Origin of the sequence: Streptomyces sp. Z423-1 (genome assembly GCF_013009255.1) — a bacterium.
Classification (GTDB): Bacteria; Actinomycetota; Actinomycetes; order Streptomycetales; family Streptomycetaceae; genus Streptomyces; species Streptomyces gossypiisoli.
The window spans coordinates 7,133,623-7,157,050 of record NZ_CP053109.1 but is presented as its reverse complement, the minus strand read 5'-3'; the positions used below and the strand labels follow the sequence as shown (position 1 = coordinate 7,157,050).

17 protein-coding genes and 1 tRNA gene are annotated in these 23,428 nt (G+C 69.5%); 13 read left to right on the top strand and 5 right to left on the bottom strand.

Features of this window, described 5'->3' with window-relative positions:
* Positions 1 to 156 precede the first annotated feature (156 nt).
* On the bottom strand, positions 157 to 1,920 hold the full coding sequence (locus HJD23_RS32205; RefSeq protein ID WP_171117370.1) for a lytic transglycosylase domain-containing protein: 1,764 nt from the start codon (positions 1,918 to 1,920) through the stop codon (positions 157 to 159).
* Positions 1,921 to 2,134: 214 nt separating this feature from the next.
* Here HJD23_RS32205 and HJD23_RS32200 point away from each other — a divergent pair, with 214 nt between their 5' ends.
* A complete protein-coding gene (locus HJD23_RS32200) occupies positions 2,135 to 2,992 on the top strand; it encodes a DUF4184 family protein (protein WP_171117372.1) in 858 nt (285 codons plus the stop codon).
* 761 nt (positions 2,993 to 3,753) lie between these two features.
* Here HJD23_RS32200 and polA read toward each other — a convergent pair.
* Positions 3,754 to 6,480 (bottom strand): DNA polymerase I, encoded by a 2,727-nt coding sequence (gene polA / locus HJD23_RS32195; RefSeq protein ID WP_171115148.1) that lies wholly within the window; start codon positions 6,478 to 6,480, stop codon positions 3,754 to 3,756.
* 877 nt (positions 6,481 to 7,357) lie between these two features.
* Between polA and HJD23_RS32190 the strand changes: the two genes are divergently transcribed.
* The 9 genes from HJD23_RS32190 to HJD23_RS32150 all read left to right on the top strand — a co-directional run bounded on the left by HJD23_RS32190 (position 7,358) and on the right by HJD23_RS32150 (position 17,285).
* Positions 7,358 to 9,637, top strand: coding sequence for an FdhF/YdeP family oxidoreductase (locus tag HJD23_RS32190; protein WP_171115149.1), 2,280 nt, complete (start codon positions 7,358 to 7,360; stop codon positions 9,635 to 9,637).
* Between the two features lie 70 nt (positions 9,638 to 9,707).
* Positions 9,708 to 10,196, top strand: coding sequence for a hotdog fold thioesterase (locus tag HJD23_RS32185; RefSeq protein ID WP_171118903.1), 489 nt, complete (start codon positions 9,708 to 9,710; stop codon positions 10,194 to 10,196).
* 56 nt (positions 10,197 to 10,252) lie between these two features.
* On the top strand, positions 10,253 to 10,672 hold the full coding sequence (locus HJD23_RS32180) for a hypothetical protein (RefSeq protein WP_171115152.1): 420 nt from the start codon (positions 10,253 to 10,255) through the stop codon (positions 10,670 to 10,672).
* A 40-nt stretch (positions 10,673 to 10,712) separates the two neighbouring features.
* Positions 10,713 to 11,339 (top strand): Tat pathway signal sequence domain protein, encoded by a 627-nt coding sequence (locus HJD23_RS32175; protein ID WP_240980866.1) that lies wholly within the window; start codon positions 10,713 to 10,715, stop codon positions 11,337 to 11,339.
* A 244-nt stretch (positions 11,340 to 11,583) separates the two neighbouring features.
* Positions 11,584 to 12,813, top strand: a complete 1,230-nt coding sequence (locus HJD23_RS32170) for a branched-chain amino acid ABC transporter substrate-binding protein (RefSeq protein ID WP_171115154.1) — start codon at positions 11,584 to 11,586, stop codon at positions 12,811 to 12,813.
* A 116-nt stretch (positions 12,814 to 12,929) separates the two neighbouring features.
* On the top strand, positions 12,930 to 13,862 hold the full coding sequence (locus tag HJD23_RS32165; protein WP_171115156.1) for a branched-chain amino acid ABC transporter permease: 933 nt from the start codon (positions 12,930 to 12,932) through the stop codon (positions 13,860 to 13,862).
* 7 nt (positions 13,863 to 13,869) lie between these two features.
* On the top strand, positions 13,870 to 15,696 hold the full coding sequence (locus HJD23_RS32160; RefSeq protein WP_171115158.1) for a branched-chain amino acid ABC transporter permease: 1,827 nt from the start codon (positions 13,870 to 13,872) through the stop codon (positions 15,694 to 15,696).
* Positions 15,697 to 15,699: 3 nt separating this feature from the next.
* Positions 15,700 to 16,572 carry an ABC transporter ATP-binding protein gene (locus HJD23_RS32155; protein ID WP_171115160.1) on the top strand — a complete coding sequence of 291 codons (873 nt, stop codon included), beginning with the start codon at positions 15,700 to 15,702 and terminating at the stop codon, positions 16,570 to 16,572.
* On the top strand, positions 16,569 to 17,285 hold the full coding sequence (locus HJD23_RS32150) for an ABC transporter ATP-binding protein (protein WP_171115162.1): 717 nt from the start codon (positions 16,569 to 16,571) through the stop codon (positions 17,283 to 17,285). Before HJD23_RS32155 ends, HJD23_RS32150 begins: the two co-directional genes overlap by 4 nt.
* A gap of 85 nt (positions 17,286 to 17,370) precedes the next feature.
* Here HJD23_RS32150 and HJD23_RS32145 read toward each other — a convergent pair whose 3' ends face one another.
* Entirely contained in the window at positions 17,371 to 18,039 is a 669-nt protein-coding gene (locus tag HJD23_RS32145; protein ID WP_141308614.1) for a response regulator, read from the bottom strand.
* A 104-nt stretch (positions 18,040 to 18,143) separates the two neighbouring features.
* Here HJD23_RS32145 and HJD23_RS32140 point away from each other — a divergent pair.
* Both HJD23_RS32140 and HJD23_RS32135 read left to right on the top strand, forming a co-directional pair.
* Positions 18,144 to 18,217, top strand: a tRNA-Leu gene (locus tag HJD23_RS32140).
* Positions 18,218 to 18,324: 107 nt separating this feature from the next.
* A complete protein-coding gene (locus HJD23_RS32135) occupies positions 18,325 to 19,080 on the top strand; it encodes a helix-turn-helix domain-containing protein (protein ID WP_171115164.1) in 756 nt (251 codons plus the stop codon).
* A 14-nt stretch (positions 19,081 to 19,094) separates the two neighbouring features.
* Here the strand turns inward: HJD23_RS32135 and pyk are convergent, their stop codons facing one another.
* Positions 19,095 to 20,522, bottom strand: a complete 1,428-nt coding sequence (gene pyk, locus HJD23_RS32130) for a pyruvate kinase (RefSeq protein WP_171115166.1) — start codon at positions 20,520 to 20,522, stop codon at positions 19,095 to 19,097.
* Positions 20,523 to 20,718: 196 nt separating this feature from the next.
* Entirely contained in the window at positions 20,719 to 21,447 is a 729-nt protein-coding gene (locus tag HJD23_RS32125; RefSeq protein WP_171115169.1) for an SIMPL domain-containing protein, read from the bottom strand.
* A 145-nt stretch (positions 21,448 to 21,592) separates the two neighbouring features.
* Between HJD23_RS32125 and HJD23_RS32120 the strand changes: the two genes are divergently transcribed.
* On the top strand, positions 21,593 to 23,419 hold the full coding sequence (locus HJD23_RS32120) for a 5'-nucleotidase C-terminal domain-containing protein (protein ID WP_171115171.1): 1,827 nt from the start codon (positions 21,593 to 21,595) through the stop codon (positions 23,417 to 23,419).
* Positions 23,420 to 23,428 lie beyond the last annotated feature (9 nt).

Here is a 23,428-nt window from a genome sequence, read left to right as displayed (position 1 = left end):
TGCCTCCGGGCCAGCTGGAACTGATACCTCGTCAGGTCCGGCACCGTAGCAACGGGCGGGCGAGATGAGAACACGTCGCACACGACAGCGGCGGCTCCCCCCTTCCGGAGGGCGCCGCCGCTGTCGTGCCAGGAGGCCGAAGGGCCGTCCGAGGAGTTACGTGCTGGGGTCGGCCGACGGGGTCGCGCTCTCGGACGCGCTGGGCGACGGTGCCGGCTCGGCGGCCTCCGTCACCTCCAGCGGGACGTCGAGCGTCGCGCCGCCCTCGGTGGTGAGGCGGAGCATGTACGTGCCGACGGTGTCGTCCGCGTACAGCTTCGGCAGCTTCAGCAGGCCGTTCGCGTCCGTCTCCAGGTCCGTCAGGGTGCGTACCGGATCGCCGTTCGCGTCCTCGAAGTACGGGCCCTTGTCGTTCTCGGTCGGGTCGAGCACCGACTTGATCAGCGTGGCGGTGACCGCCACCCGGTCCGCCACGGCGCCCTGGTACGTCGCCTTCACCTCGACCCTTTCGGCGAACTCGCCGCCCGCCGTACACGTCAGCTCGGTGTCGCCGGTGCGGGCCAGGGCGTCGGCGGCGCGGGCGGTGACGGTCGCGACGTAGTCGACGCCGGGGATGGAACGGCCCACGACGGTGGCCCGCACGGCGAACGAGCCGGTCTTCTCGCCCGCCTGCAGCGCCGGCGCGACGGCCACGCCCGCGGCGCCGGTGACGACCGTGGCGACCTTCTCGCCGCCGGTGAAGGTGGCGTCGGTGGGGCCCACGATCGTGAAGCGGACCCGCACCTTCGCGACGCCCTTGCCGTCCTTGCTCTCGGCGCGGGTGCTGACCCGCTCGGCGAACGCGTCGCCGGCCATCGCGGTGAGCTGCGCGGTGCCCCCGTCCTCCAGGTGGTGCACCGTGTCGGTGGGGGTCGGCGGGGTGATGGGCGGGGTGATGGGCGGGGTGATGGGCGGCGTGGGCTTCGGGGTGGTGGTGCCGCCGCCCGACGGCGGGGTCGGGTTCGGGCTGGGCGAGCCGGTCTCCGGCTTCTGTGGCGGCTTCTGCGACGGCTTCTGCGTCGACGGGCTCGACCCGGCGGAGTTGTCGCTGCGGTTCCCGGGCAGCGCGCCGGAGCCGTCGGGGATCTCGTGCGTGCCCTTGCGGTAGTACTCCAGCCAGGACAGGACGGTGTTGAGGTATTCCGTCGAGTTGTTGTAACTGAGGATCGCGCTGCGCAGATCGCCATCGACGGACAGGTCCCAGCCGAAGCGGCACAGGTAGTGGCCGGCGGCGAGGGCGGCGTCGTAGATGTTGTTCGGGTTCTCCACGCCGTCGCCGTTGCCGTCGCGGCCCGCCCAGGCCCAGGTGGACGGGATGAACTGCATGGGGCCCACGGCCCGGTCGTACGTGCTGTCGCCGTCGTACGCGCCGTTGTCGGTGTCGCTGATGTGCGCGAAGCCGTTGCCGTTCAGCGCCGGGCCGAGGATCGGGGTGATCGTGTCGCCGTTGGCGTTGACGTTGCCGCCGCGCGCCTGGCCCGACTCGACCTTGCCGATGGCGGCAAGGAGTTCCCAGGGCAGATTGCAGCCGGGCTTGGCCTGGCGCAGTTCGGCCGCCGCCTTCTGATAGGCGTCGAGGACGGTCGCGGGTATGCCCGCGGCGGTGTCGCCCGTGACGGTCGGGTCGGCGGTGGGGTCGACGGTGGGCACGGGGCTGGGGCTGTCCAGCGGCGGCAGGTCGGTGTAGTACGGCGAGTTACCGGTCGCGCTGTCCGCGGGGGGCGTGTCGGACGAGGGCTGCGTGCCGGTGGTGGTCTGTCTGCCGGCGTCGTCGGTCTCGGCCCCTGGGGCCTGGGAGGCGACCAGTGCCGCCGCCACGGCCGCGGCCACGGCGGTGTTCGTCGCGCCCTTGCGCAGCCTCCTGCCGAAATGCGCCGCCATGAAGAGAACCCCTCCCGTGGGCGTCCGAGTCGCCCGCATATGCCCTGTTGCTACTGCTCTGTTGAAGCTGTTTGTTGCTATTGCTCTGCTGATACTGCCCTGCCGGCGGTTGCACGCACTCCCCAGTCCGTCAACCCAGGTGACCCTACGACAACTTCGTTCGCCGCGCACCGTCGCTCATACTGGACGTCAACATCCGTCTTGGGGAGCACCGTTGCCGTTCACCCTCAGTCACGCGGCCGCCGTGCTGCCCGTCATCCGTCCCGACGGAAGGGGCCGCGGCCCGTTGGTTCCGTCCGTGCTCGTCGCGGGTTCGTTCGCGCCCGACATGACCTATTACGTGGCGAGTGTGCTCTCCGGTGCGATGGAATTCGGTGACGTGACGCACTCCTTCGCGGGTGTGTTCACCATCGACGTGCTCATCGCCTGGGCGCTCGTGGGGGTGTGGCTGCTGGTGCGCGAACCCCTGGTGGCGCTGCTGCCGCGCGGGCGGCAGCAGCGGGTGGCCCCGCTGCTGCGCTGCGGGGCGGCACGCGCGCGGGTACAGCCCTCCCTGGTGGCGTGGTGGTACGTGTCCGCCGCGATCGGCGCGCTCACACACGTCGTCTGGGACGCGTTCACGCATCTCGACCGGTGGGGGATGCGGCTGTTTCCGGTGCTGGGCCGGGAGATCGCGGGCTCGCCGCTGTACTGGTACCTGCAGTACGGGGGTTCCGCGGTGGCCGCGGTCGTCATCGCCGTGTTCGTGGTTGTCGGGCTACGACGGGTGCCGGCAACCGAGCCGGTGGGGGTGCCCTTGCTGTCGGTACGGGACCGGTGGCTGGCCTTGGTCCTGATCGGCGGCTGTGCGGCGGTCGCGGCGGCGCATCGGGCGGCGCGGTGGTGGGCGTACTGGGGGTCCTCGGCGAAGCCCTGGGAGCTGATCCCGACGCTGTGTTTCGGCGCCGGGGCGGGGCTGGTCGTGGCGGTGCTGGCGTACGCCGTGGTCGTGCGGGTGCGGCGACCGGCTCTCGTGCCTAGCGATTCCGAAGGGGCCGGCAGGGAGCGGGACCGGAGTCGTCAGGGGGCTTGATCGCTCCGGGGACGGTGCCCGTCGGACGGTACGGGTGGGGCAGCAGGGTGAGGCAGAGGGTCAGGTAGTCGCGGGCCAGGTCGGCCCACAGGCGCCATGCGGCGGTGTCACGGGGGCGTAGGGAGGCGGGTTTCCGGCTCTCCCAGTGGGCGGCGACGCGGCGGCGGAGGTCCACCGCGGCGTGGCACAGACTCGTCGCCGGGCCGGTGGGAATGCGGGCGGTGCTTGCGCCGACAGCGTGGGCCGGAGGCGGGGCCTGAGCCGGGGCCGTTCGGCGGCTGAGCATGCGTATACCCATGGCGGCATCTTGACGGGCGCGGGCGGCGGGGGGCTTTTTCGCGGGGGCCACGCGAGTGAAGGGCCCTCCGGGGTTCGGCGGGGGGTGGCTGGCCGGGGGGTGAGCGGGGCGGCCGCCGTTGCGGCGGAGAAACAGCGGAGAAGAGAGAGGCAGCGGCTTCCAAGGACCGCAGTGGCGGGCAACAGGAGCCCTCGGCATCCCTGCCGAGGGCTCCCTGCGTCGCCCGGAGCGGACAGCGGCTGTCCGCCGGAGGCTAGGGCGTGTTTCGAAAGTAGCGTCGTCCGCCCGGAGGGCGGGGTCCGCGGCGTCTGGTGCTGGGGGTACCTCCCACGCCGTTCAGACAGTGGGGGAGCATCGCAAGGCGGAGGGTCGCCCGCGTACTGGGCGTACGCGGGCGATCCCGACAACGCAGCGAGGCGCCGTGCCAGGCGTCGCGGGCCAGACGGGACTTTCGAAACACGCCCTAGTGTGCGGCCGACTCCCAGTCGGGGCCGACGCCCACCGAGACATCCAGAGGCGCCCTGAGGTGGACCGCGTCCGCCATTTCGCGGCGGACCAGTTCCTCCGCCGCCGCACGCTCGCCGGGAGCGATCTCCAGGACGACTTCGTCGTGGACCTGGAGGAGCAGGCGGGACTTCAGATCGGCCTCGCGCAGCGCCCGGTCCACCTTCAGCATGGCGATCTTGACGATGTCGGCCGCCGTGCCCTGGATGGGCGCGTTGAGGGCCATCCGCTCGGCCGCCTCGCGACGCTGGCGGTTGTCGCTGTTGAGGTCGGGGAGATAGCGCCGACGCCCGAAGAGCGTCGCCGTGTAGCCCGTCGCCCGCGCCTCGTCGACCGCCCGGCGCAGATAGTCCCGGACCCCGCCGAACCGCTCGAAGTACGCGTCCATCAGGGCGCGGGCCTCGGCCGCCTCGATGTTCAGCTGCTGGGAGAGGCCGAAGGCCGACAGCCCGTACGCCAGGCCGTACGACATCGCCTTGATCTTGCGGCGCATCTCCGCGTCCACCGCCGTCGGCTCGACCGCGAACACCTGCGAGGCCGCCGTGGTGTGCAGGTCCTCGCCGGACGTGAACGCCTCGATCAGGCCGGCGTCCTCGGACAGGTGGGCCATCACGCGCAGCTCGATCTGGCTGTAGTCGGCCGTCATCAGCGACTCGTAGCCCTCACCGACGACGAAGCCGCGGCGGATCGCCCGGCCCTCGTCCGTGCGGACGGGGATGTTCTGCAGGTTCGGGTCCGTCGACGACAGGCGGCCGGTCGCGGCGACCGTCTGGTTGAACGTGGTGTGGATCCGGCCGTCCGTCGCGATCGTCTTGATCAGGCCCTCGACCGTGACGCGCAGCTTCGCCTGCTCACGGTGGCGGAGCATGATCACCGGCAGTTCGTTGTCGGTCTGGGTCGCCAGCCAGGCCAGGGCGTCGGCGTCCGTGGTGTAGCCGGTCTTGGTCTTCTTCGTCTTGGGCAGGGCCAGCTCGCCGAAGAGGACCTCCTGGAGCTGCTTGGGCGAGCCCAGGTTGAACTCGTGCCCGGCCGCCGCGTGTGCCTCCTTCACGGCCTGCTGCACCGCACCGGCGAACATCTGTTCCATGTCCTCCAGGTGGGCGCGGTCGGCCGCGATGCCGTTGCGCTCCATCCGGGCCAGCAGGGCCGACGTCGGCAGCTCCATGTCCCGCAGCAGGTCCGCCGCGCCGACCTCCTCCAGCCGGCCCTCGAAGGTCTGGCCCAGGTCGAGGATCGCGCGGGCCTTGATCATCAGCGCCTCGGCCTCGGCGCCGTCGTCCGCGCCGAAGGCCAGCTGGCCGTCGGCAGCGGCGGCGGGGGCCAGCTCGCGGTGCAGATACTCAAGGGACAGCGCGTCCAGGTCGAAGGAACGGCGGCCCGGCTTGACCAGGTAGGCGGCGAGCGCGGTGTCCATGGTGACGCCCTCGATGGTCCAGCCGTGCTCGGCGAAGACCCGCATCGCGCCCTTGGCGTTGTGGAAGACCTTGGCCCGGCCGGCGTCGGCCAGCCAGGCCGCGAACGCCTTCTCGTCGGCCTCGTCCAGCTCGGCCGGGTCGAACCAGGCGGCCGCTCCCTCGGGCGCGGCGAGCGCGATCTCCGCGACCGAGCCCGTGCCCAGCGCCCAGGTGTCGACGGTGGCCACACCCAGCGGGCCCGAGCCGTGCTCGGCGAGCCACGGGGCCAGCTCCCCCGTGTCCAGCACCGAGCCGTCCAGCTCCACGCCGTCCGTCACGACCGGGGTCGTCTCGGCCTCCTCGGCGCCCGGGTCGACGCCGAAGAGCCGCTCGCGCAGTGAGGGGTTCCTGATCTCCAGGGTGTCCAGCACCATCGCGACGGCCTTGCGGTCGTACGGCACGCGCGCGAGGTCGGCGACCGTACTGGACAGCTCGACCTGCCGCTCCAGCTCGGTGAGCCGGCGGTTCAGCTTCACCGCCTCCAGGTGGTCGCGCAGGTTCTGCCCGGCCTTGCCCTTGACCTCGTCGACGCGCTCGACCAGCTCCGCGAACGAACCGAACTGGTTGATCCACTTGGCGGCCGTCTTCTCGCCGACGCCGGGAATGCCCGGCAGGTTGTCCGACGGGTCGCCGCGCAGCGCCGCGAAGTCGGGGTACTGCGCGGGCGTCAACCCGTACTTCTCGAAGACCTTCTCCGGGGTGAACCGGGTCAGCTCCGAGACGCCCTTCGTCGGGTAGAGCACCGTCGTGTGCTCGGAGACGAGCTGGAAGGAATCGCGGTCGCCGGTGACGATCAGCACCTCGAAGCCCTCGGCCTCGGCCTGCGTGGTGAGCGTGGCGATGACGTCGTCCGCCTCGTACCCCTCGATCGCGAAGCGCGGGGCGTGCATCGCGTCGAGCAGCTCGCCGATCAGCTCGACCTGGCCCTTGAACTCGTCCGGGGCCTTGGAGCGGTTCGCCTTGTACTCCGCGAACTCCTCCGAGCGCCAGGTTTTGCGGGAGACGTCGAAGGCCACCGCGAAGTGCGTGGGCGCCTCGTCGCGCAGCGTGTTGGCCAGCATCGACGCGAAGCCGTAGATCGCGTTCGTCGGCTGGCCCGTCACGGTCGTGAAGTTCTCCGCGGGCAGCGCGAAGAACGCGCGGTAGGCCAGTGAGTGCCCGTCCATGAGCATCAGGCGCGGGCGGCTGCCGCCGGGGTTGCTGTCGGTCTGCTTCGATGCTGTCTCTGCCACGCCCCCGATCCTGCCACGCCCCACTGACAGTCGGCCCCGGCCGCCCGCTGCGCACCCGGAGCGACGGGGGGCGCGGGGCGGGGGCGGGGGGCCACGGCCATCGGGCAGCGCCCGGCTCGCCCTCGGGCTCCGGCGGGTGCAACCGCCCCGGTTCCAGCCCCGGGCTCCGGCGGGTGCAACCGCCCGGTTCCGGCCCCGGGCTCCGCCAGGCACAACCCGCCCGCCCCCCTCGGGCCTCGCCAAGGCACAACCGCCCGACCCCCCCTCGGGCCCCGCCGGGTGCAACCGCCCGTGTTCCACCCCCGGGCTCCGGCAGGGATATCCGCCGGGCTCCACCCGGCCTCCGTCAGGCACAACCGCCCGGGCGCCACCCCGACCTCCGTCAGGCACAACCGCCCGGGCCCCACCCCGACCTCCATCAGGCACAACCACCAAACCCCACCCCGCCCTCCATCAGGCACAACCGCCCGGGCCCCACCCCGACCTCCATCAGGCACGTCGCCTGGCTCCCCCACCCTCCGTTCGTCCACGTCGCCTGGCTCCCCCACCCTCCGTTCGTCCACGTCGCCTCGCTCCCCACCCTCCGTCGTACACGTCGCCTCGCTCCCCACCCTCCGTCGTACACGTCGCCTCGCTCCCCACCCTCCGTCGTACACGTCGCCTCGCTCCCCACCCTCCGTCGTACACGTCGCCTGGCTCCCCCACCCTCCGTCGTACACACCCCCCCGACCCCACCCCCGCATCGCAACCGTTGCCGCGCCCAGTGGTCGCGCAAGGCTTGCCGGTGCCCTCCGTCCAGCCCGGCCACCCCCGTTGTCACTGCCGCGTGCGAGGATCGGAGACATAGCTCACACATGCAGGCGAAGGAGAGCGCGCGATGGCAACGAAGCCGCCCAAGGCCGACCCGGTTCAGGACGCGCCGCAGGTCGCCGAGCCGCAACACGCGGCGGCCGGGCTGCCCGCCATCGGGCACACCCTGCGCATCGCCCAGCAGCAGATGGGCATCAAGCGCACCGCGCTGACCCTCCTCAGCGTGAACCAGAAGGACGGCTTCGACTGCCCCGGTTGCGCCTGGCCGGAGCCGGACCACCGGCACAGGGCGGAGTTCTGTGAGAACGGCGCGAAGGCGGTCGCCGAGGAGGCCACCCTGCGCCGGGTCACCCCGGAGTTCTTCGCCGCGCACCCGGTGGCGGACCTCGCCCGCCGCAGCGGCTACTGGCTCGGCCAGCAGGGCCGGCTCACGCACCCCATGTATCTCCCCGAAGGGGCAGACCACTACGAGCCGGTCACCTGGGAGCACGCCTTCGGCATCATCGCCGAGGAGATCACCGCCCTCGACTCCCCGGACGAGGCCGTCTTCTACACCTCGGGACGGACGAGCAACGAAGCCGCGTTCCTCTACCAGCTCTTCGCGCGCGAGCTGGGGACGAACAACCTGCCCGACTGCTCGAACATGTGCCACGAGTCGTCCGGCTCGGCGCTCTCGGAGACCATCGGCATCGGCAAGGGCAGCGTCCTGCTGGAGGACCTCTACAAGGCCGACCTGATCATCGTGGCCGGCCAGAACCCCGGCACCAACCACCCGCGCATGCTGTCCGCACTGGAGAAGGCCAAGGCGAACGGCGCGCGGATCATCAGCGTCAATCCGCTGCCCGAGGCCGGCCTGGAGCGGTTCAAGAACCCGCAGACACCCAAGGGCCTGGCCACCGGGTCCTCGCTCACGGACCTGTTCCTGCAGATCCGCATCGGCGGCGACCAGGCCCTGTTCCGGCTCCTCAACAAGCTGATCGTGGAGACCGACGGCGCCGTCGACGAGGAGTTCGTACGCGACCACACGCACGGCTACGAGGAGTTCGCCGCGGCCGCCCGCGCCGCCGACTGGGACGAGACGCTCACCGCGACAGGCCTCGAACGACGCCAGATCGAAGAAGCCATGGGCATGATCCTCGCCTCCCAGCGCACCATCGTCTGCTGGGCCATGGGCCTCACCCAGCACAAGCACGCGGTGCCCACGATCCGCGAGGTGGTCAACTTCCTCCTGCTGCGCGGCAACATCGGCCGCCCCGGCGCGGGCGTGTGCCCGGTGCGCGGCCACTCGAACGTGCAGGGCGACCGCACCATGGGCATCTTCGAGCGCCCGGCGCCCGCCTTCCTGGACGCCCTGGAGCGCGAGTTCGGCTTCGCTCCCCCGCGCGAGCACGGCTACGACGTCGTACGCGCCATCCGCGCCCTGCGCGACGGCGAGGCGAAGGTCTTCTTCGCCATGGGCGGCAACTTCGTCTCCGCCTCCCCCGACACCGAGGTCACCGAGGCGGCGATGCGGCGGGCCCGCCTCACGGTGCATGTGTCGACGAAGCTCAACCGCAGCCACGTCGTGACGGGCGCGCGGGCGCTGATCCTGCCCACCCTCGGCCGCACCGAGCGCGATGTGCAGGGCAGTGGCGAGCAGTTCGTGACCGTCGAGGACTCCATGGGCATGGTGCACGCCTCCCGCGGCCGCCTGGAGCCCGCGAGCGCGCACCTGCTGTCCGAGCCGGCGATCGTCTGCCGTCTGGCACGCCGCGTGCTCGGCGAGGACAGCCGGGTGCCGTGGGAGGAGTTCGAGAAGGACTACGCCACGATCCGTGACCGCATCGCGCGCGTGATCCCCGGTTTCGAGGACTTCAACGCGCGCGTGACCCGCCCCGGCGGCTTCGCCCTCCCGCACGCCCCGCGCGACGAGCGCCGCTTCCCGACGGCCACCGGCAAGGCCAACTTCACCGCCGCGCCCGTCGAGTACCCGCAGCTGCCCGAGGGCCGGCTGCTGCTGCAGACGCTGCGCTCGCACGACCAGTACAACACCACGATCTACGGCCTCGACGACCGCTACCGGGGCATCAGGAACGGCCGCCGGATCGTCCTGGTGAACCCCGAGGACGCCAGCGAGCTGAAGGTCGCCGACGGGCAGTACGTCGATCTGGTCAGCGAGTGGACGGACGGCGTGGAGCGGCGGGCGCCCGGCTTCCGGGTCGTGCACTACCCGACCGCACGGGGCTGCGCCGCCGCCTACTACCCCGAGACCAACGTCCTGGTCCCGCTGGACGCCACCGCCGACGTCAGCAATACCCCGGCCAGCAAGTCCGTCGTCGTCCGTCTGGAACAATCGGCGACCGACTGAGCGTTTGCTCAGCCAGATGCGTCCGAAAGATGCGTCCGACGACGAAGACGACGAAACGGAGCCGGTCCCCATGGGCGAGCAGCAGCAGGTGAAGTTCCCGCAAGAGGTCATCGACGAGTACGCGGCGCTCGGCGTCGACCTGCCCGCCCTGTTCTCCGCCGGACATCTGGGCACGCGCATGGGCGTGCAGATCGTGGAGGCCTCGGCGGACCGCGTCGTCGGCACGATGCCGGTCGAGGGCAACACCCAGCCGTACGGTCTGCTGCACGGCGGCGCGTCCGCCGTGCTCGCCGAGACCCTCGGCTCGGTCGGCTCCATGCTGCACGGCGGCAGCTCCAAGATCGCCGTGGGCGTCGACCTGAACTGCACCCACCACCGGGGTGCGCGCTCCGGCCTGGTGACCGGCGTGGCCACGCCCGTGCACCGAGGGCGCTCCACGGCGACGTACGAGATCGTGATCAGCGACGAGGCCGGTCGCCGCGTGTGCACCGCCCGCCTGACCTGCCTGCTGCGGGACGTGAACCCGGGCGACGCGGACCACATACGCACGGCGGGCTGATCCGGCCCAACTCCCTTGCCATTGCCGAGAAACACCCCGCGCCGTAGCGTCGGCACATGGCAACGGGCGGACCCACCCGATCGGCAGCCCTCGGGCTGGCCCTGCTGACCGGCGCCCTCCTCACCGGATGCGCCGGCTCAGCCACCGGAGAAGCCTCGGGAGAGGCCTCCAGACCGGCCTCCGGACCGGCCTCCGCGTCGCCCTCCCCGCGCACCACCCCGCCCGCCGAGGTGTGCGCCCGGATCATCGCGTACTGGTCCCGGGAGGTCCTCGACGGCGACAGCTACGGCGACTACCAGTCGATGGGCCTGTCCAACGGCCAGTACGAGATCCTCCGGGCCGTCGTCGACGCCGCCCGCGCCGAACGCAGGCGTCAAGGCCGGGCGGCGGCAGAGCAGTTGATCAACCGTCAGGCCCGCGAGCGCTGCACGGAGCGCTACCGCGACGGCGGGCCCACCGGAGGGCCGTGGACGTGAGCGGCGTCGGTCCCATCGAGCCGGGCGAGGGCACACACCCATGGGAGCCCCGCCCACCCTGCCCGCCGCCCGGCCTCCGCGCGGGCGCGCCGCACAGTTCCGTGCCCGCCACCGCCGAGCCGTCCTCGCGACCACCTCCGCCACCGCCCTCGCCGCCGTCGGCGCCTACCTCTACGTCACCCGCCCGGAGACACTTCCCCCACCGGCTCCGCCGCCGCCCTCCCAGACGGTCCGCGTCACCTACCTCGGCCTCCTCGACCCCCTCGGCGCCGGGGCCACGCCCACCGGCTTCCGCTTCACGGTGGCGGTGACCGCGCGCTCCGGCCCACCGGTCACGGTGACCCGGATCAGTCAGCCGTACGAAGGTCTGTCCCTGACGGCGATTCCCCGCCCGCCGTTCCGCACCCGGACCGAAATCCCCCACAAGATCGAGATCATCATGAAGGTCACCGATTGCGGAAAAGTGCCGCAGAACGCCGGACTCCCTTTCCTGGATGTAACGCTGCGTAATACGCGCGCAATAGAAGCACACAGTTTCATCCTGGGTGAGCGCTATGCCCAGGACCTCTCACAGGCCCTCCAAGTAGCCTGCAGCAACGAGTTCTTGCCATCACCAAAACCCGATAACACTCCTGATAAGGGGCGAGGAGTCCTGCGCGTCTCATAATGCGGACTGCGCGAATCGGCCGGAATTCCGCGCTTCCACCCGCTCAGTACCGCTCTGCATTACGTCGTGTCATAACAAGAGCGTCACAGCCTTCGTCAGACTCTCCTCCACGTTCCCTGCACACGCTTAGAGTCACGGCCAGTCACCGCGCCGTCGTCTTCGACGTCAATGGGCGTCTCATCGGCCCCAGCGCTCGACTCGGCGTCTTCCATCGGGAAGAGCCGCGCCAGGGAAAGGACTGATCGTGCGTCAACGTTCGTTCATCGCCATAACCGCCGCGCTGGCGGCGGGAGCGCTCACTCTCACCGCCTGCGGTTCGCGCGACGGGGACGGTGGCTCGGACTCCAGTGGCGGTGGCACCACCGTCGTCATCGGCGTCGACGCCCCGCTGACCGGCGACCTGTCCGCGCTGGGACTGGGCATCAAGAACTCGGTGGACCTGGCCGTCAAAACGGCCAACAAGGAGAAGTTCGTCGAGGGCGTCACCTTCAAGATCGAAGCCCTCGACGACCAGGCCCAGCCGTCCTCCGGCCAGCAGAACGCCACCAAGTTCGTCGCCAACAAGGACGTGCTCGGCGTGGTCGGCCCGCTGAACTCCTCCGTCGCCGAGTCCATGCAGAAGGTCTTCGACGACGCGAAGCTTGTCGAGGTCTCGCCGGCCAACACCAACCCGGCCCTGACCCAGGGCCCGGACTGGCAGACCAAGAAGGAGCGGCCGTACAAGTCGTACTTCCGCACCGCGACCACGGACGCCATCCAGGGCCCGTTCGCCGCGCAGTACGTCTACAACGACGCCAAGAAGAAGAAGGTCTTCGTCATCGACGACAAGAAGACCTACGGCGCGGGCCTCGCCGCCACCTTCTCCGCGGAGTTCAAAAAGCTCGGCGGCCAGATCGTCGGCACCGAGCACATCGACCCCGAGACCAAGGACTTCTCCGCGGTCGCCACCAAGGTCAAGAGCTCCGGCGCCGACGTCGTCTACTACGGCGGCGAGTACCCGCAGGCCGGCCCGCTCAGCAAGCAGATCAAGGCCGCCGGCGCCAAGATCCCGCTGGTCGGCGGTGACGGCATCTTCAGCGCCGAGTTCGTCAAGCTGGCCGGCTCCAGCAGCACCGGCGACCTCGCCACCTCCGTCGGCGCCCCGATCGAGGACCTGCCCTCCGCGAAGGAATTCGTCGCCAACTACAAGGCCGAGGGCTACAAGGAGGACTACGAGGCGTACGGCGGCTACTCCTACGACTCGGCCTGGGCGATCATCGAGGCCGTCAAGAAGGTCGTCGACGACAACAACGGCAAACTGCCCGAGGACGCCCGTGCCAAGGTCACCGAGGCCATGCAGGGTGTCTCCTTCGACGGTGTGACCGGCAAGGTCTCCTTCGACGAGTTCGGTGACGCGACCAACAAGCAGCTCACCGTCTACTCCGTCGAGAACGGTGCCTGGAAGTCCGCCAAGTCCGGCACCTACGAGGGCTGACCCCCACCCGCACCACTCCCTTGAGAGCCGCGCGGGGCGCTGCACCACTGGCGCCCCGCGCGGACTCGCATCAGCCCCCTGTCGTCGAATCATCCGAACGTCTCGGAGGACATGCGGTGAACGAACTGCCGCAGCAGCTGGTCAACGGCCTGCTACTAGGATCCATGTACGGGCTGGTCGCCATTGGCTACACGATGGTCTATGGCATCGTCCAGCTCATCAACTTCGCCCACGGCGAGATCTTCATGATGGGCGGCTTCGGCGCCCTCACCGTCTGGTTGTACGTGCTGCCCGACGGCACGGCGATGTGGGTCGCCCTCCCACTGATGCTCATCGGAGGCATACTCGTCGCCGTCCTGGTCGCCGTGGGCGCGGAATGGCTCGCTTACCGCCCCCTGCGCGGGGGTCCACGCCTCGCGCCGCTGATCACCGCGATCGGTCTCTCCCTCGCCCTCCAGCAGGCAGTCTGGGTCTGGTACCCCGACGCCCGCTCCGCGATCACCTTCCCGCAGATCGAGGGCGGACCCTTCGAGATCGGCAGTGTCACCATCCAGACCGGCGACATCTTCCTGCTGCTCGCCGCACCGATCAGCATGGCGATCCTCGCCTACTTCGTGATGAAGACCCGCACCGGCCGCGGCATGCAGGCCACCGCGCAGGACCCGGACACCGCCAAGCTGATGGGCATCAACACCAACCGCATCATCGTGGTCGCGTTCGCCCTCGGCGCCACCTTCGCCGCCGTCGGAGCCGTCGCCTACGGCCTCAAGTACGGCGAAGTCCAGTTCCGCATGGGCTTCATCCTCGGCCTCAAGGCCTTCACCGCCGCCGTCCTCGGCGGTATCGGCAACATCTACGGCGCCATGCTCGGCGGCCTGGTCCTCGGCGTCGCCGAAGCCCTCTCCACCGCCTACATCTCCGACATCCCCGGCATGGACCAGTTCGGCAGCCAGTCCTGGGCCAACGTCTGGGCGTTCGTACTCCTCATCCTCGTCCTCCTGTTCAGGCCCCAGGGTCTGCTCGGCGAGCGCGTCGCGGACAGGGCGTGATCCACCGATGACCACACAGACCACCGCACCGGAAACCCCCCGCAAGGTCGACACGGGCAAGCACGCCGGTCTCATCGGGATCCCCCCGCAGCTCGCCCGCGCCCTCGCCACCGGCGGCGGCGCCCTCACGGTCGTCTCGACGTTCCTCGCCTGGACCTGGACCTCCGAATTCCCCGGCGACCTCACCGTCTACGGCTACCCCGGCGGACTGCAGGTCCTCGTCCTCATCGGCGGCGCCCTCACCGCACTGTTCGGCCTCGCCTCGTACGGCGTCAAAGGCCTGCGCTGGCTCACCCCCGCAGGCGCCGACAGCGCCCTGAAACTGTCCGCGCTCGGCGCCTTCGCCACCGCCTGGTACACGGTCCTCGCGATCAGCTTCCAGCTCGGCGGCCTTATCAACCTCGAACCGGGCGGCTGGGTCGTAACGATCGCCACCCTCGCCGCCGTACTCGGCGCCCTCGCCCTGCCCTTCGACTGGCCGGCATCCGAACCAGGCGACCCCGAGGACACCGTCCTGGAACAGATCGGCCAGCAGCTGCGCCACCTCGGCGCCGTCCTGAAGGCCACCTTCGCCTCCGGCACGGCCACCCCCGCACGCAAGCTGCCCGCGTACGCCGAGATCCTCCTCATCGTCGCCGCACTCGCCCTCGGCCTGACCGTCTTCACCTACGGCATCGGCACCGAGTACGACGAGCTCTTCGTCGGCTTCCTCATCACCGCCGGCTTCGGCTTCGCCGCCGCCGCCAAGGCCGGTCTCGTGGGCCGCGTCTCGGCGCTCACCGCCAAGCACCGCAACGTGACGATGATCGGCGCGTTCGTCGCGGCCGCCGCCTTCCCCTTCACCCAGTCCGACGACCAGTACGCGACGATCGGCGTCTACATCCTGATCTTCGCCACCGTCGCCCTCGGACTGAACATCGTCGTCGGCCTCGCCGGCCTCCTCGACCTCGGTTACGTCGCCTTCCTCGGCGTCGGCGCCTACACCGCGGCCATGGTCTCCGGCTCGCCCTCCTCCCCGTTCGACATCCAACTGCCGTTCTGGGCCTCGGCACTGCTCGGCGCCGCCGTCGCCATGGTCTTCGGCGTCATCATCGGCGCCCCCACCCTGCGACTGCGCGGCGACTACCTCGCCATCGTGACCCTCGGCTTCGGTGAGATCTTCCGGATCACCGTCCTCAACATGGACGGCACCTCCGGCCCCGACATCACCAACGGCTCCAACGGCATCTCGTCGATCCCCAACCTCAACATCCTGGGCTTCGACTTCGGCGCCGAACACACCATCGCCGGCTTCACCATCGCGCGGTTCGCCAACTACTTCCTGCTGATGCTGCTCATCACGCTGGTCGTCGTGGTCGTCTTCCGCCGCAGCAGCGACTCCCGCATCGGCCGCGCCTGGGTCGCCATCCGCGAGGACGAGACCGCCGCACTCGCCATGGGCATCAACGGCTTCCGGGTCAAGCTCATCGCCTTCGCACTGGGCGCCGCCCTCGCGGGCCTCGCCGGTACGGTCCAGGCGCACGTCACCTACACCGTGACGCCCGAGCAGTACCAGTTCGCCCACGTGGTCCCGCCCAACTCGGCGTTCCTGCTGGCCGCGGTCGTCCTCGGCGGCATGGGCACCATCAGCGGGCCCCTCGTCGGCGCCGCACTGCTCTACCTCATCCCCGCCAAGCTCCAGTTCCTCGGCGACTTCCAGCTCTTCGCCTTCGGTCTCGCACTGGTCCTGCTGATGCGCTTCCGCCCCGAGGGCCTCATCCCCAACCGGCGCCGCCAGCTCGAATTCCACGAAGACACGGAAGCACCCACAGTCCTCAGCAAGGCAGGGGCCTGACCCATGACAACCGACACCATCACCACCGGTGAGGCCGTCCTCGACGCCCGCGGCGTCACCATGCGCTTCGGCGGCCTGACCGCCGTACGCAATGTCGACCTCCAGGTCAACAGCGGCGAGATCGTCGGCCTCATCGGCCCCAACGGCGCCGGCAAGACCACCTTCTTCAACTGCCTGACGGGCCTCTACATCCCCACCGAGGGCGAAGTCCGCTACAAGGGAACCGTCCTGCCGCCGAAGTCCTTCAAGGTCACGGCGGCAGGCATCGCCCGCACCTTCCAGAACATCCGTCTGTTCGCCAACATGACGGTCCTGGAAAACGTGCTCGTCGGCCGCCACACCCGCACCAAGGAAGGCCTCTGGTCCGCGCTGCTGCGCGGCCCCGGCTTCCACAAGGCGGAGGCCGCCTCCCGCGAACGCGCCATGGAACTGCTGGAGTTCGTCGGCCTCGCACCCAAGGCGGAACACCTCGCCCGCAACCTGCCCTACGGCGAACAGCGCAAGCTCGAAATCGCGCGCGCCCTGGCCAGCGAACCGGGCCTGCTGCTCCTCGACGAGCCCACCGCCGGCATGAACCCGCAGGAGACCCGCACCACCGAGGAACTGGTCTTCGCCATCCGCGACAAGGGCATCGCCGTCCTCGTCATCGAGCACGACATGCGGTTCATCTTCAACCTCTGCGACCGCGTCGCCGTCCTCGTCCAGGGCGAGAAGCTCGTCGAGGGCGACAGCGCCACCGTGCAGGGCGACGAACGCGTCATCGCCGCCTACCTCGGCGAGCCGTTCGAAGGCGCACCAGGCACCGCCGAGGTCGCGGAGGTCGAGGCCGCCGAGGCACACGCCGACACCACGTCCGGCAAGGAGAACGACCGATGACCGCACTGCTCGAAGTCGAGGACCTCCGGGTCGCGTACGGCAAGATCGAGGCCGTCAAGGGCATCTCGTTCAAGGTCGACGCCGGCGAGGTCGTCACCCTCATCGGCACCAACGGCGCCGGCAAGACCACCACCCTGCGCACCCTGTCCGGACTGCTGAAGCCGGTGGGCGGCCAGATCAAGTTCAACGGCAAGTCGCTGAAGAAGATCCCCGCCCACCAGATCGTCTCCCTCGGACTCGCCCACTCCCCCGAGGGGCGGCACATCTTCCCGCGCATGACGATCGAGGACAACCTGCGCCTCGGCGCGTTCCTCCGCAACGACAAGCCCGGCATCGAGAAGGACATCCAGCGCGCCTACGACCTCTTCCCCATCCTCGGGGAGCGGCGCAAGCAGGCCGCGGGCACCCTCTCGGGCGGTGAGCAGCAGATGCTGGCGATGGGCCGCGCCCTGATGTCCCAGCCCAAGCTGCTCATGCTGGACGAGCCGTCGATGGGCCTCTCGCCGATCATGATGCAGAAGATCATGGCGACCATCGCCGAACTGAAGGCGCAGGGCACAACGATTCTGCTCGTCGAGCAGAACGCCCAGGCGGCCCTGTCCCTGGCCGACCACGGCCACGTCATGGAGGTCGGCAACATCGTCCTGTCCGGCACGGGCCAGGACCTGCTCCACGACGAGTCGGTACGGAAGGCGTACCTGGGCGAGGACTAGCAGCCCCTTCGGCACGTACGACGAGGCCCGCGCCCCCGGTTGCTCACCGGGGGACGCGGGCCTCGTACGTGCCGCTACCGGGCACTCATCCCTTGTCGGAGGCCTTGGCCGCCTTCTTCTCGGCGGCGTCCTGGATGACCGCCTCGGCGACCTGCTGCATGGACAGACGCCGGTCCATGGACGTCTTCTGGATCCACCGGAACGCGGCCGGCTCCGTCAGCCCGTACTCCGTCTGCAGGATCGACTTCGCCCGGTCGACGAGCTTGCGTGTCTCCAGCCGCTGCGAGAGGTCGGCGACCTCCTTCTCCAACTCCTTCAGCTGCGTGTACCGGGACACCGCCATCTCGATCGCCGGTACGACGTCACTCTTGCTGAACGGCTTCACCAGGTACGCCATCGCACCGGCGTCCCGGGCACGCTCGACAAGGTCGCGCTGCGAGAAAGCGGTGAGCATCAGCACCGGCGCAATGGACTCCTCGGTGATCTTCTCCGCGGCGGAGATGCCGTCGAGCTTCGGCATCTTCACATCGAGGATCACCAGATCGGGCCGGTGCTCCCGGGCCAGCTCCACGGCCTGCTCACCGTCACCGGCCTCGCCGACGACCGTGTAGCCCTCTTCCTCCAGCATCTCTTTGAGGTCGAGCCGGATCAGGGCCTCGTCCTCGGCGATGACGACACGGGTCGTCAGCGGAGGCACGTGCGACTTGTCGTCATCGGGCACGTCAACGGGCTGGGGCGACTCGGGGGCGGTCACGGGGGCTCCTTGGTCCAAGGCAGGGCAGATACTGCTCCCAAGAGCCTACCCAGCTGCGGTATGGTGGACGGGCAGCGGGTCGACGAAAACCTTCGATTCGCAGGGCTCCGGTAGTCCAATCGGCAGAGACGATACCCTCAAAAGGTATTCAGTGTGGGTTCGAGTCCCACCCGGGGCACTTTTCCTTCGATTCCAAGGTCAGATCATCAGAAGCGGATGTCCACGTTCTCGTGAACATCCGCTTTTTGCTGCACGCCCTTACGATCACTCCCGCACAGTGGCCGCATGTACGACACGGGAACACGCAAGCGGGCACTCGCGCTAGTGGCACAGGGCCGCAGTCTCAACTCGGTAAGTCGTGAGACGGGCATCTCACGCGCGGCGATCCGCTCTTGGCAGGTCCGCTTGGAGCCGCTGCCTCGCATGCTGCCACCGGACCCGGGACCACCCGCCGATGAATGCGCGTACGCCTACCTACTGGGCCTCTACCTCGGCGACGGTTGCATCAGCGCCCACCCCAGAAGCGGTCACTACCTCCGTATCGTGTGCGCGAACGCATGGCCCGGACTCATCCAGGAGTGCCGCGAGGCTATTTCGAAGGTACGGCCTGGTGTCGGCGTGTACGCCCTTCCCAAGCAGGGCTGCGTCACAGTGACCAGCTACCACCGGTACTGGCCTGCACTCTTCCCCCAGCATGGCCCCGGCAAGAAGCATGAGCGCCACATCGCCCTCGAACCCTGGCAACAGGGAATTGTCGACGCCCACCCCTGGGCACTCATCCGCGGCCTCATTCACTCCGATGGCTGCCGGATAACCAATTGGACGACTCGCATGGTCAGGGGTGAGCGCAAGCGCTACGAGTACCCGCGGTACTTCTTCACCAACGTGTCCGCCGACATCCGCCGCCTCTACACCGACACCCTCGACAAGCTGGGCGTCGAGTGGACCTACTGCACCCGCAACGGCACCCCGTTCAACATCTCCGTCGCCCGCAAAGCCTCCGTAGCCCTCATGGACACCCACGTAGGCCCCAAGCACTGACAGCCAGACCCCGCCTACGACGTCTCCCCGATGTGGTGCACCCGCACCATGTTCGTCGTCCCCGGCATCCCAGGCGGCGAGCCCGCCGTGATGACCACCGTGTCGCCCGGCTCGCAGCGGCCGTACTGCGTGAGCAGCTCGTCGACCTGGGCCACCATCGCGTCCGTCGAGTTCACGTGCGGGCCGAGGAAGGTCTCGACGCCCCACGTCAGGCTCAGCTGGGAGCGCGTCGCGGGCTCGGGAGTGAAGGCGAGGAGAGGGATCGGGGAGCGGTAGCGGGACAGGCGGCGGGCCGTGTCGCCGGACTGGGTGAACGCCACCAGGAACTTCGCGCCGAGGAAGTCGCCCATCTCCGCCGCCGCGCGGGCCACCGCGCCGCCCTGCGTGCGGGGCTTGTTGCGTTCGGTCAGGGGCGAGAGGCCCTTTGCGAGCAGGTCCTCCTCCGCCGCCTCGACGATCTTCGCCATCGTCCGGACCGTCTCGACGGCGTACTTCCCGACGCTCGTCTCGCCGGACAGCATCACCGCGTCCGTGCCGTCGATGACGGCGTTGGCGACGTCGCTCGCCTCGGCGCGCGTGGGCCGGGAATTCTCGATCATGGAGTCCAGCATCTGCGTCGCGACGATCACCGGCTTGGCGTTCCGCTTGGCCAGCTTGATCGCGCGCTTCTGGACGATCGGGACCTGTTCGAGCGGCATTTCCACGCCCAGATCGCCGCGCGCCACCATGATGCCGTCGAAGGCCGCCACGATGTCGTCGATGGCGTCGACGGCCTGCGGCTTCTCCACCTTGGCGATCACCGGGAGGCGGCGCCCCTCCTCGTCCATGATGCGGTGGACGTCCTCGATGTCCCGGCCGCTGCGGACGAAGGAGAGGGCGATGACGTCGAAGCCGGTGCGCAGGGCCCAACGCAGGTCGGCCTCGTCCTTCTCGGAGAGCGCGGGGACGGAGACCGCGACGCCGGGGAGGTTCAGCCCCTTGTTGTCGGAGATCATGCCGCCTTCGACGACCGTGGTGTGGACGCGGGGTCCGTCGACCTCGGTGACCTCCAGGCACACTTTGCCGTCGTCGACGAGGATGCGCTCGCCGGGGGCGACATCGCCGGCGAGGCCTTTGTACGTCGTCCCGCACGACTGCCGGTCGCCTTTGGCGCCCTCTTCGACGGTGATGGTGAAGGTGTCGCCGCGTTCAAGGAGTACAGGTCCTTCGGTGAAGCGGCCGAGCCGGATCTTCGGGCCCTGAAGGTCGGCGAGGAGCCCGACGCTGCGGCCCGTCTCGTCGGAGGCCTTGCGTACGCGCTGGTAGCGCTCCTCGTGCTCGGCGTATCCGCCGTGGCTGAGGTTGAATCGGGCGACGTCCATTCCGGCGTCGACCAGGGCTTTGATCTGGTCGTACGAGTCGGTGGCGGGGCCCAGAGTACAGACGATCTTTGCTCGGCGCATGATGCGAGCCTAGGCCTTACCGGCGGGTAGATATTTGGTCGGGCGTGACTACTCAACAACCTTTGGGTGAAGGGGTATTGACAAGTGTTGAATTGTGCGGAGGAGTGCTCTGATGAGCATTCGCGCAGACTCGCACATTAACGGCCTGCATTCGCACGGGCCGATTTTCGAATTACCGCCGCCCCCCCCACGCCCGTCAAAGCCGCGGCGGCACCATCGTGAAACGGGCGTTGACCTGGGCGTGGACGTGTTGCCGCTGGGGTTCGAGATCGAGGGGTGCCGCGGCCGCGTCCTCCGCGGCGGCCGAGTAGGCCACGGAGCGCATACGTCCCCCGGGTGCCGATGGATAGGGCTGTGGGCTCTCGGCGCCGATGTCGGCGAGTTCCACCAGGGCCGAGAGGGCCGTACCGAGCGCCTCGGCGTATTCGCGGGCGCGTTCCACCGCTTCGCGAACGGCCTGCTGGCGGGCCGTGCGGTGGGCGGGCGAGTCGGGGCGCAGCGCCCACCAGGGGCCGTCGACGCGGGTGAGGTCGAGGTCGGCGAGGTGGGAGGTGAGTTCGCCGAGGGCGGTGAAGTCGGTGAGTTCGGCGGTGATGTGGACGATGCCGTGGTAGGTGCGGATGCGTTCGCCGCGGCCGTGCTTGGTGAGTTCCGGGGTGATGGAGAAGGCGCCGGTCTCCAGTCGTTCGACGGCGTCGCCGTAGGACTTGACGAGGTCGAGGGCGGTGGCGTTGCGGCGGGTGAGGTCGTCGAGGGCGGAACGCCGGTCGCGGCCGCGGGCGGTGACGGTGATGCCGATGCGGGCGATCTCGGGGTCGACTTCGAGGTGGGCCTCGCCGCGGACGGCGATGCGGGGGGCGTCGGGGGTGCCGTAAGGGACGGCGGGCGGCTGGGGTCCTTCGTGGGGCGAGGTGGGTGAGGTCATACGTCCCACTGTGTCACCGCTCGGTGGGACGTGGAGCTGGTCGGTCATCAGATCGCAACGTGCTGGACCTGTTGGGGACGGTCATGTCCGGGTCAGAATCTACGCGCGTTGTCACTTGTTCGATGTTTGACTGGGAGAGCTCCACATGCCGTTCAACCGCCGGAAGTTCCTGAAGAAGTCCGCCGTGACCGGGGCGGGGGTGGCGATCGCCGGCACGGCGGCGGCACCGGCGGAGGCAGCGCAGACGCAGGCACAGGCGCAGGCACAGGCACAGGCGCGCAAGAAGCGTCCCAAGCGGTACTCGTTCACCGTCATGGGCACCACCGACCTGCACGGCCACATCTTCAACTGGGACTACTTCAAGGACGCGGAGTACTCCGATGCCAAGGGCAACGTCCAGGGTCTGGCCCGGATCTCGACGCTGGTCAACCAGGTGCGCGAGGAGAAGGGCCGCCGCAACACGCTGCTGCTGGACGCGGGCGACACCATCCAGGGCACCCCGCTGACGTACTACTACGCGAAGGTCGACCCGATCACCGCCAAGGGCGGCCCGGTGCATCCGATGGCGCAGGCGATGAACGCCATCGGATACGACGCGGTGGCGCTCGGCAACCACGAGTTCAACTACGGCATCGAGACGCTGCGCCGGTTCGAGGAGCAGTGCCGGTTCCCGCTGCTCGGCGCCAACGCCGTCGACGCGAAGACGCTGCGGCCCGCCTTCCCGCCGTACTTCATGAAGACGTTCCGGGTGCCGGGCGCCCCGCCGGTGAAGGTCGCCGTGCTCGGGCTGACGAACCCGGGGATCGCGATCTGGGACAAGGCGTATGTGCAGGGCAAGCTGGTGTTCCCGGGTCTGGAGGAGCAGGCGGCGAAGTGGGTGCCGAAGCTGAGGTCGATGGGCGCGGACGTGGTGGTGGTCTCCGCGCACAGCGGCTCCTCGGGCACGTCGTCGTACGGTGACCAGCTGCCGTATGTGGAGAACGCCGCCGCCAACGTGGCCCGGCAGGTGCCGGGCATCGACGCGATCCTGGTCGGTCACGCGCATGTGGAGATCGAGGAGCTGCTGGTCACGAACGAGCAGACCGGCAGGACGGTCGTGCTGTCCGAACCCCTGTGCTATGCCGAACGGCTGACGTTGTTCGACTTCGAACTGGTCTTCGCCAAGGGCAGGTGGCAGGTCGAGTCGGTCCGGGCGTCGCTGCGGAACTCGAACACGGTGGAGGACGACCCGCGGATCACCAGGCTGCTGTCGGACGAGCACGCGAAGGTGGTGGAGTACGTCAACCAGGTCGTCGGCACGGCGAAGGAGACCCTGACGACGGTCGAGGCCCGCTATCAGGACGCCCCGATCATCGACCTGATCACCAGGGTGCAGGAGGACGTGGTCAGGGCGGCCCTGGCGGGTACCGAGTACGCGTCGCTGCCGGTGCTCGCACAGGCGTCGCCGTTCTCGCGGACGAGCGAGATCCCGGCCGGCGAGGTGACGATCCGGGACCTGTCGAGCCTGTATGTGTACGACAACACGCTGGTCGCCAAGCTGATGACGGGCGCGCAGCTGCGGGCGTACCTGGAGTATTCGGCGGAGTACTTCGTGCAGACGGCGGCCGGCGCGCCGGTCGATGTGAGCACGCTGACCAACGCGGGCGGCCGTCCGGACTACAACTACGACTATGTGTCGGGGCTGACGTACGAGATCGACATCGCTCAGCCGGCCGGTTCGCGGATCAGGAACCTGGCCTTCGACGGTGCCGCGTTGGACGACGCCCAGCAGTTCGTGCTGGCGGTGAACAACTATCGCGCCAACGGCGGTGGCGCGTTCCCGCATGTGGCGGCGGCGCGGGAGCTGTGGTCGGAGTCGACGGAGATCCGCACCCGGATCGCGGAGTGGGTGACCGCGAAGGGTGTGCTGGACCCGAAGGAGTTCGCGTCGGTGGACTGGAAGCTCACGCGGGACGGCACGCCGGTGTTCTAGGGACTTTCG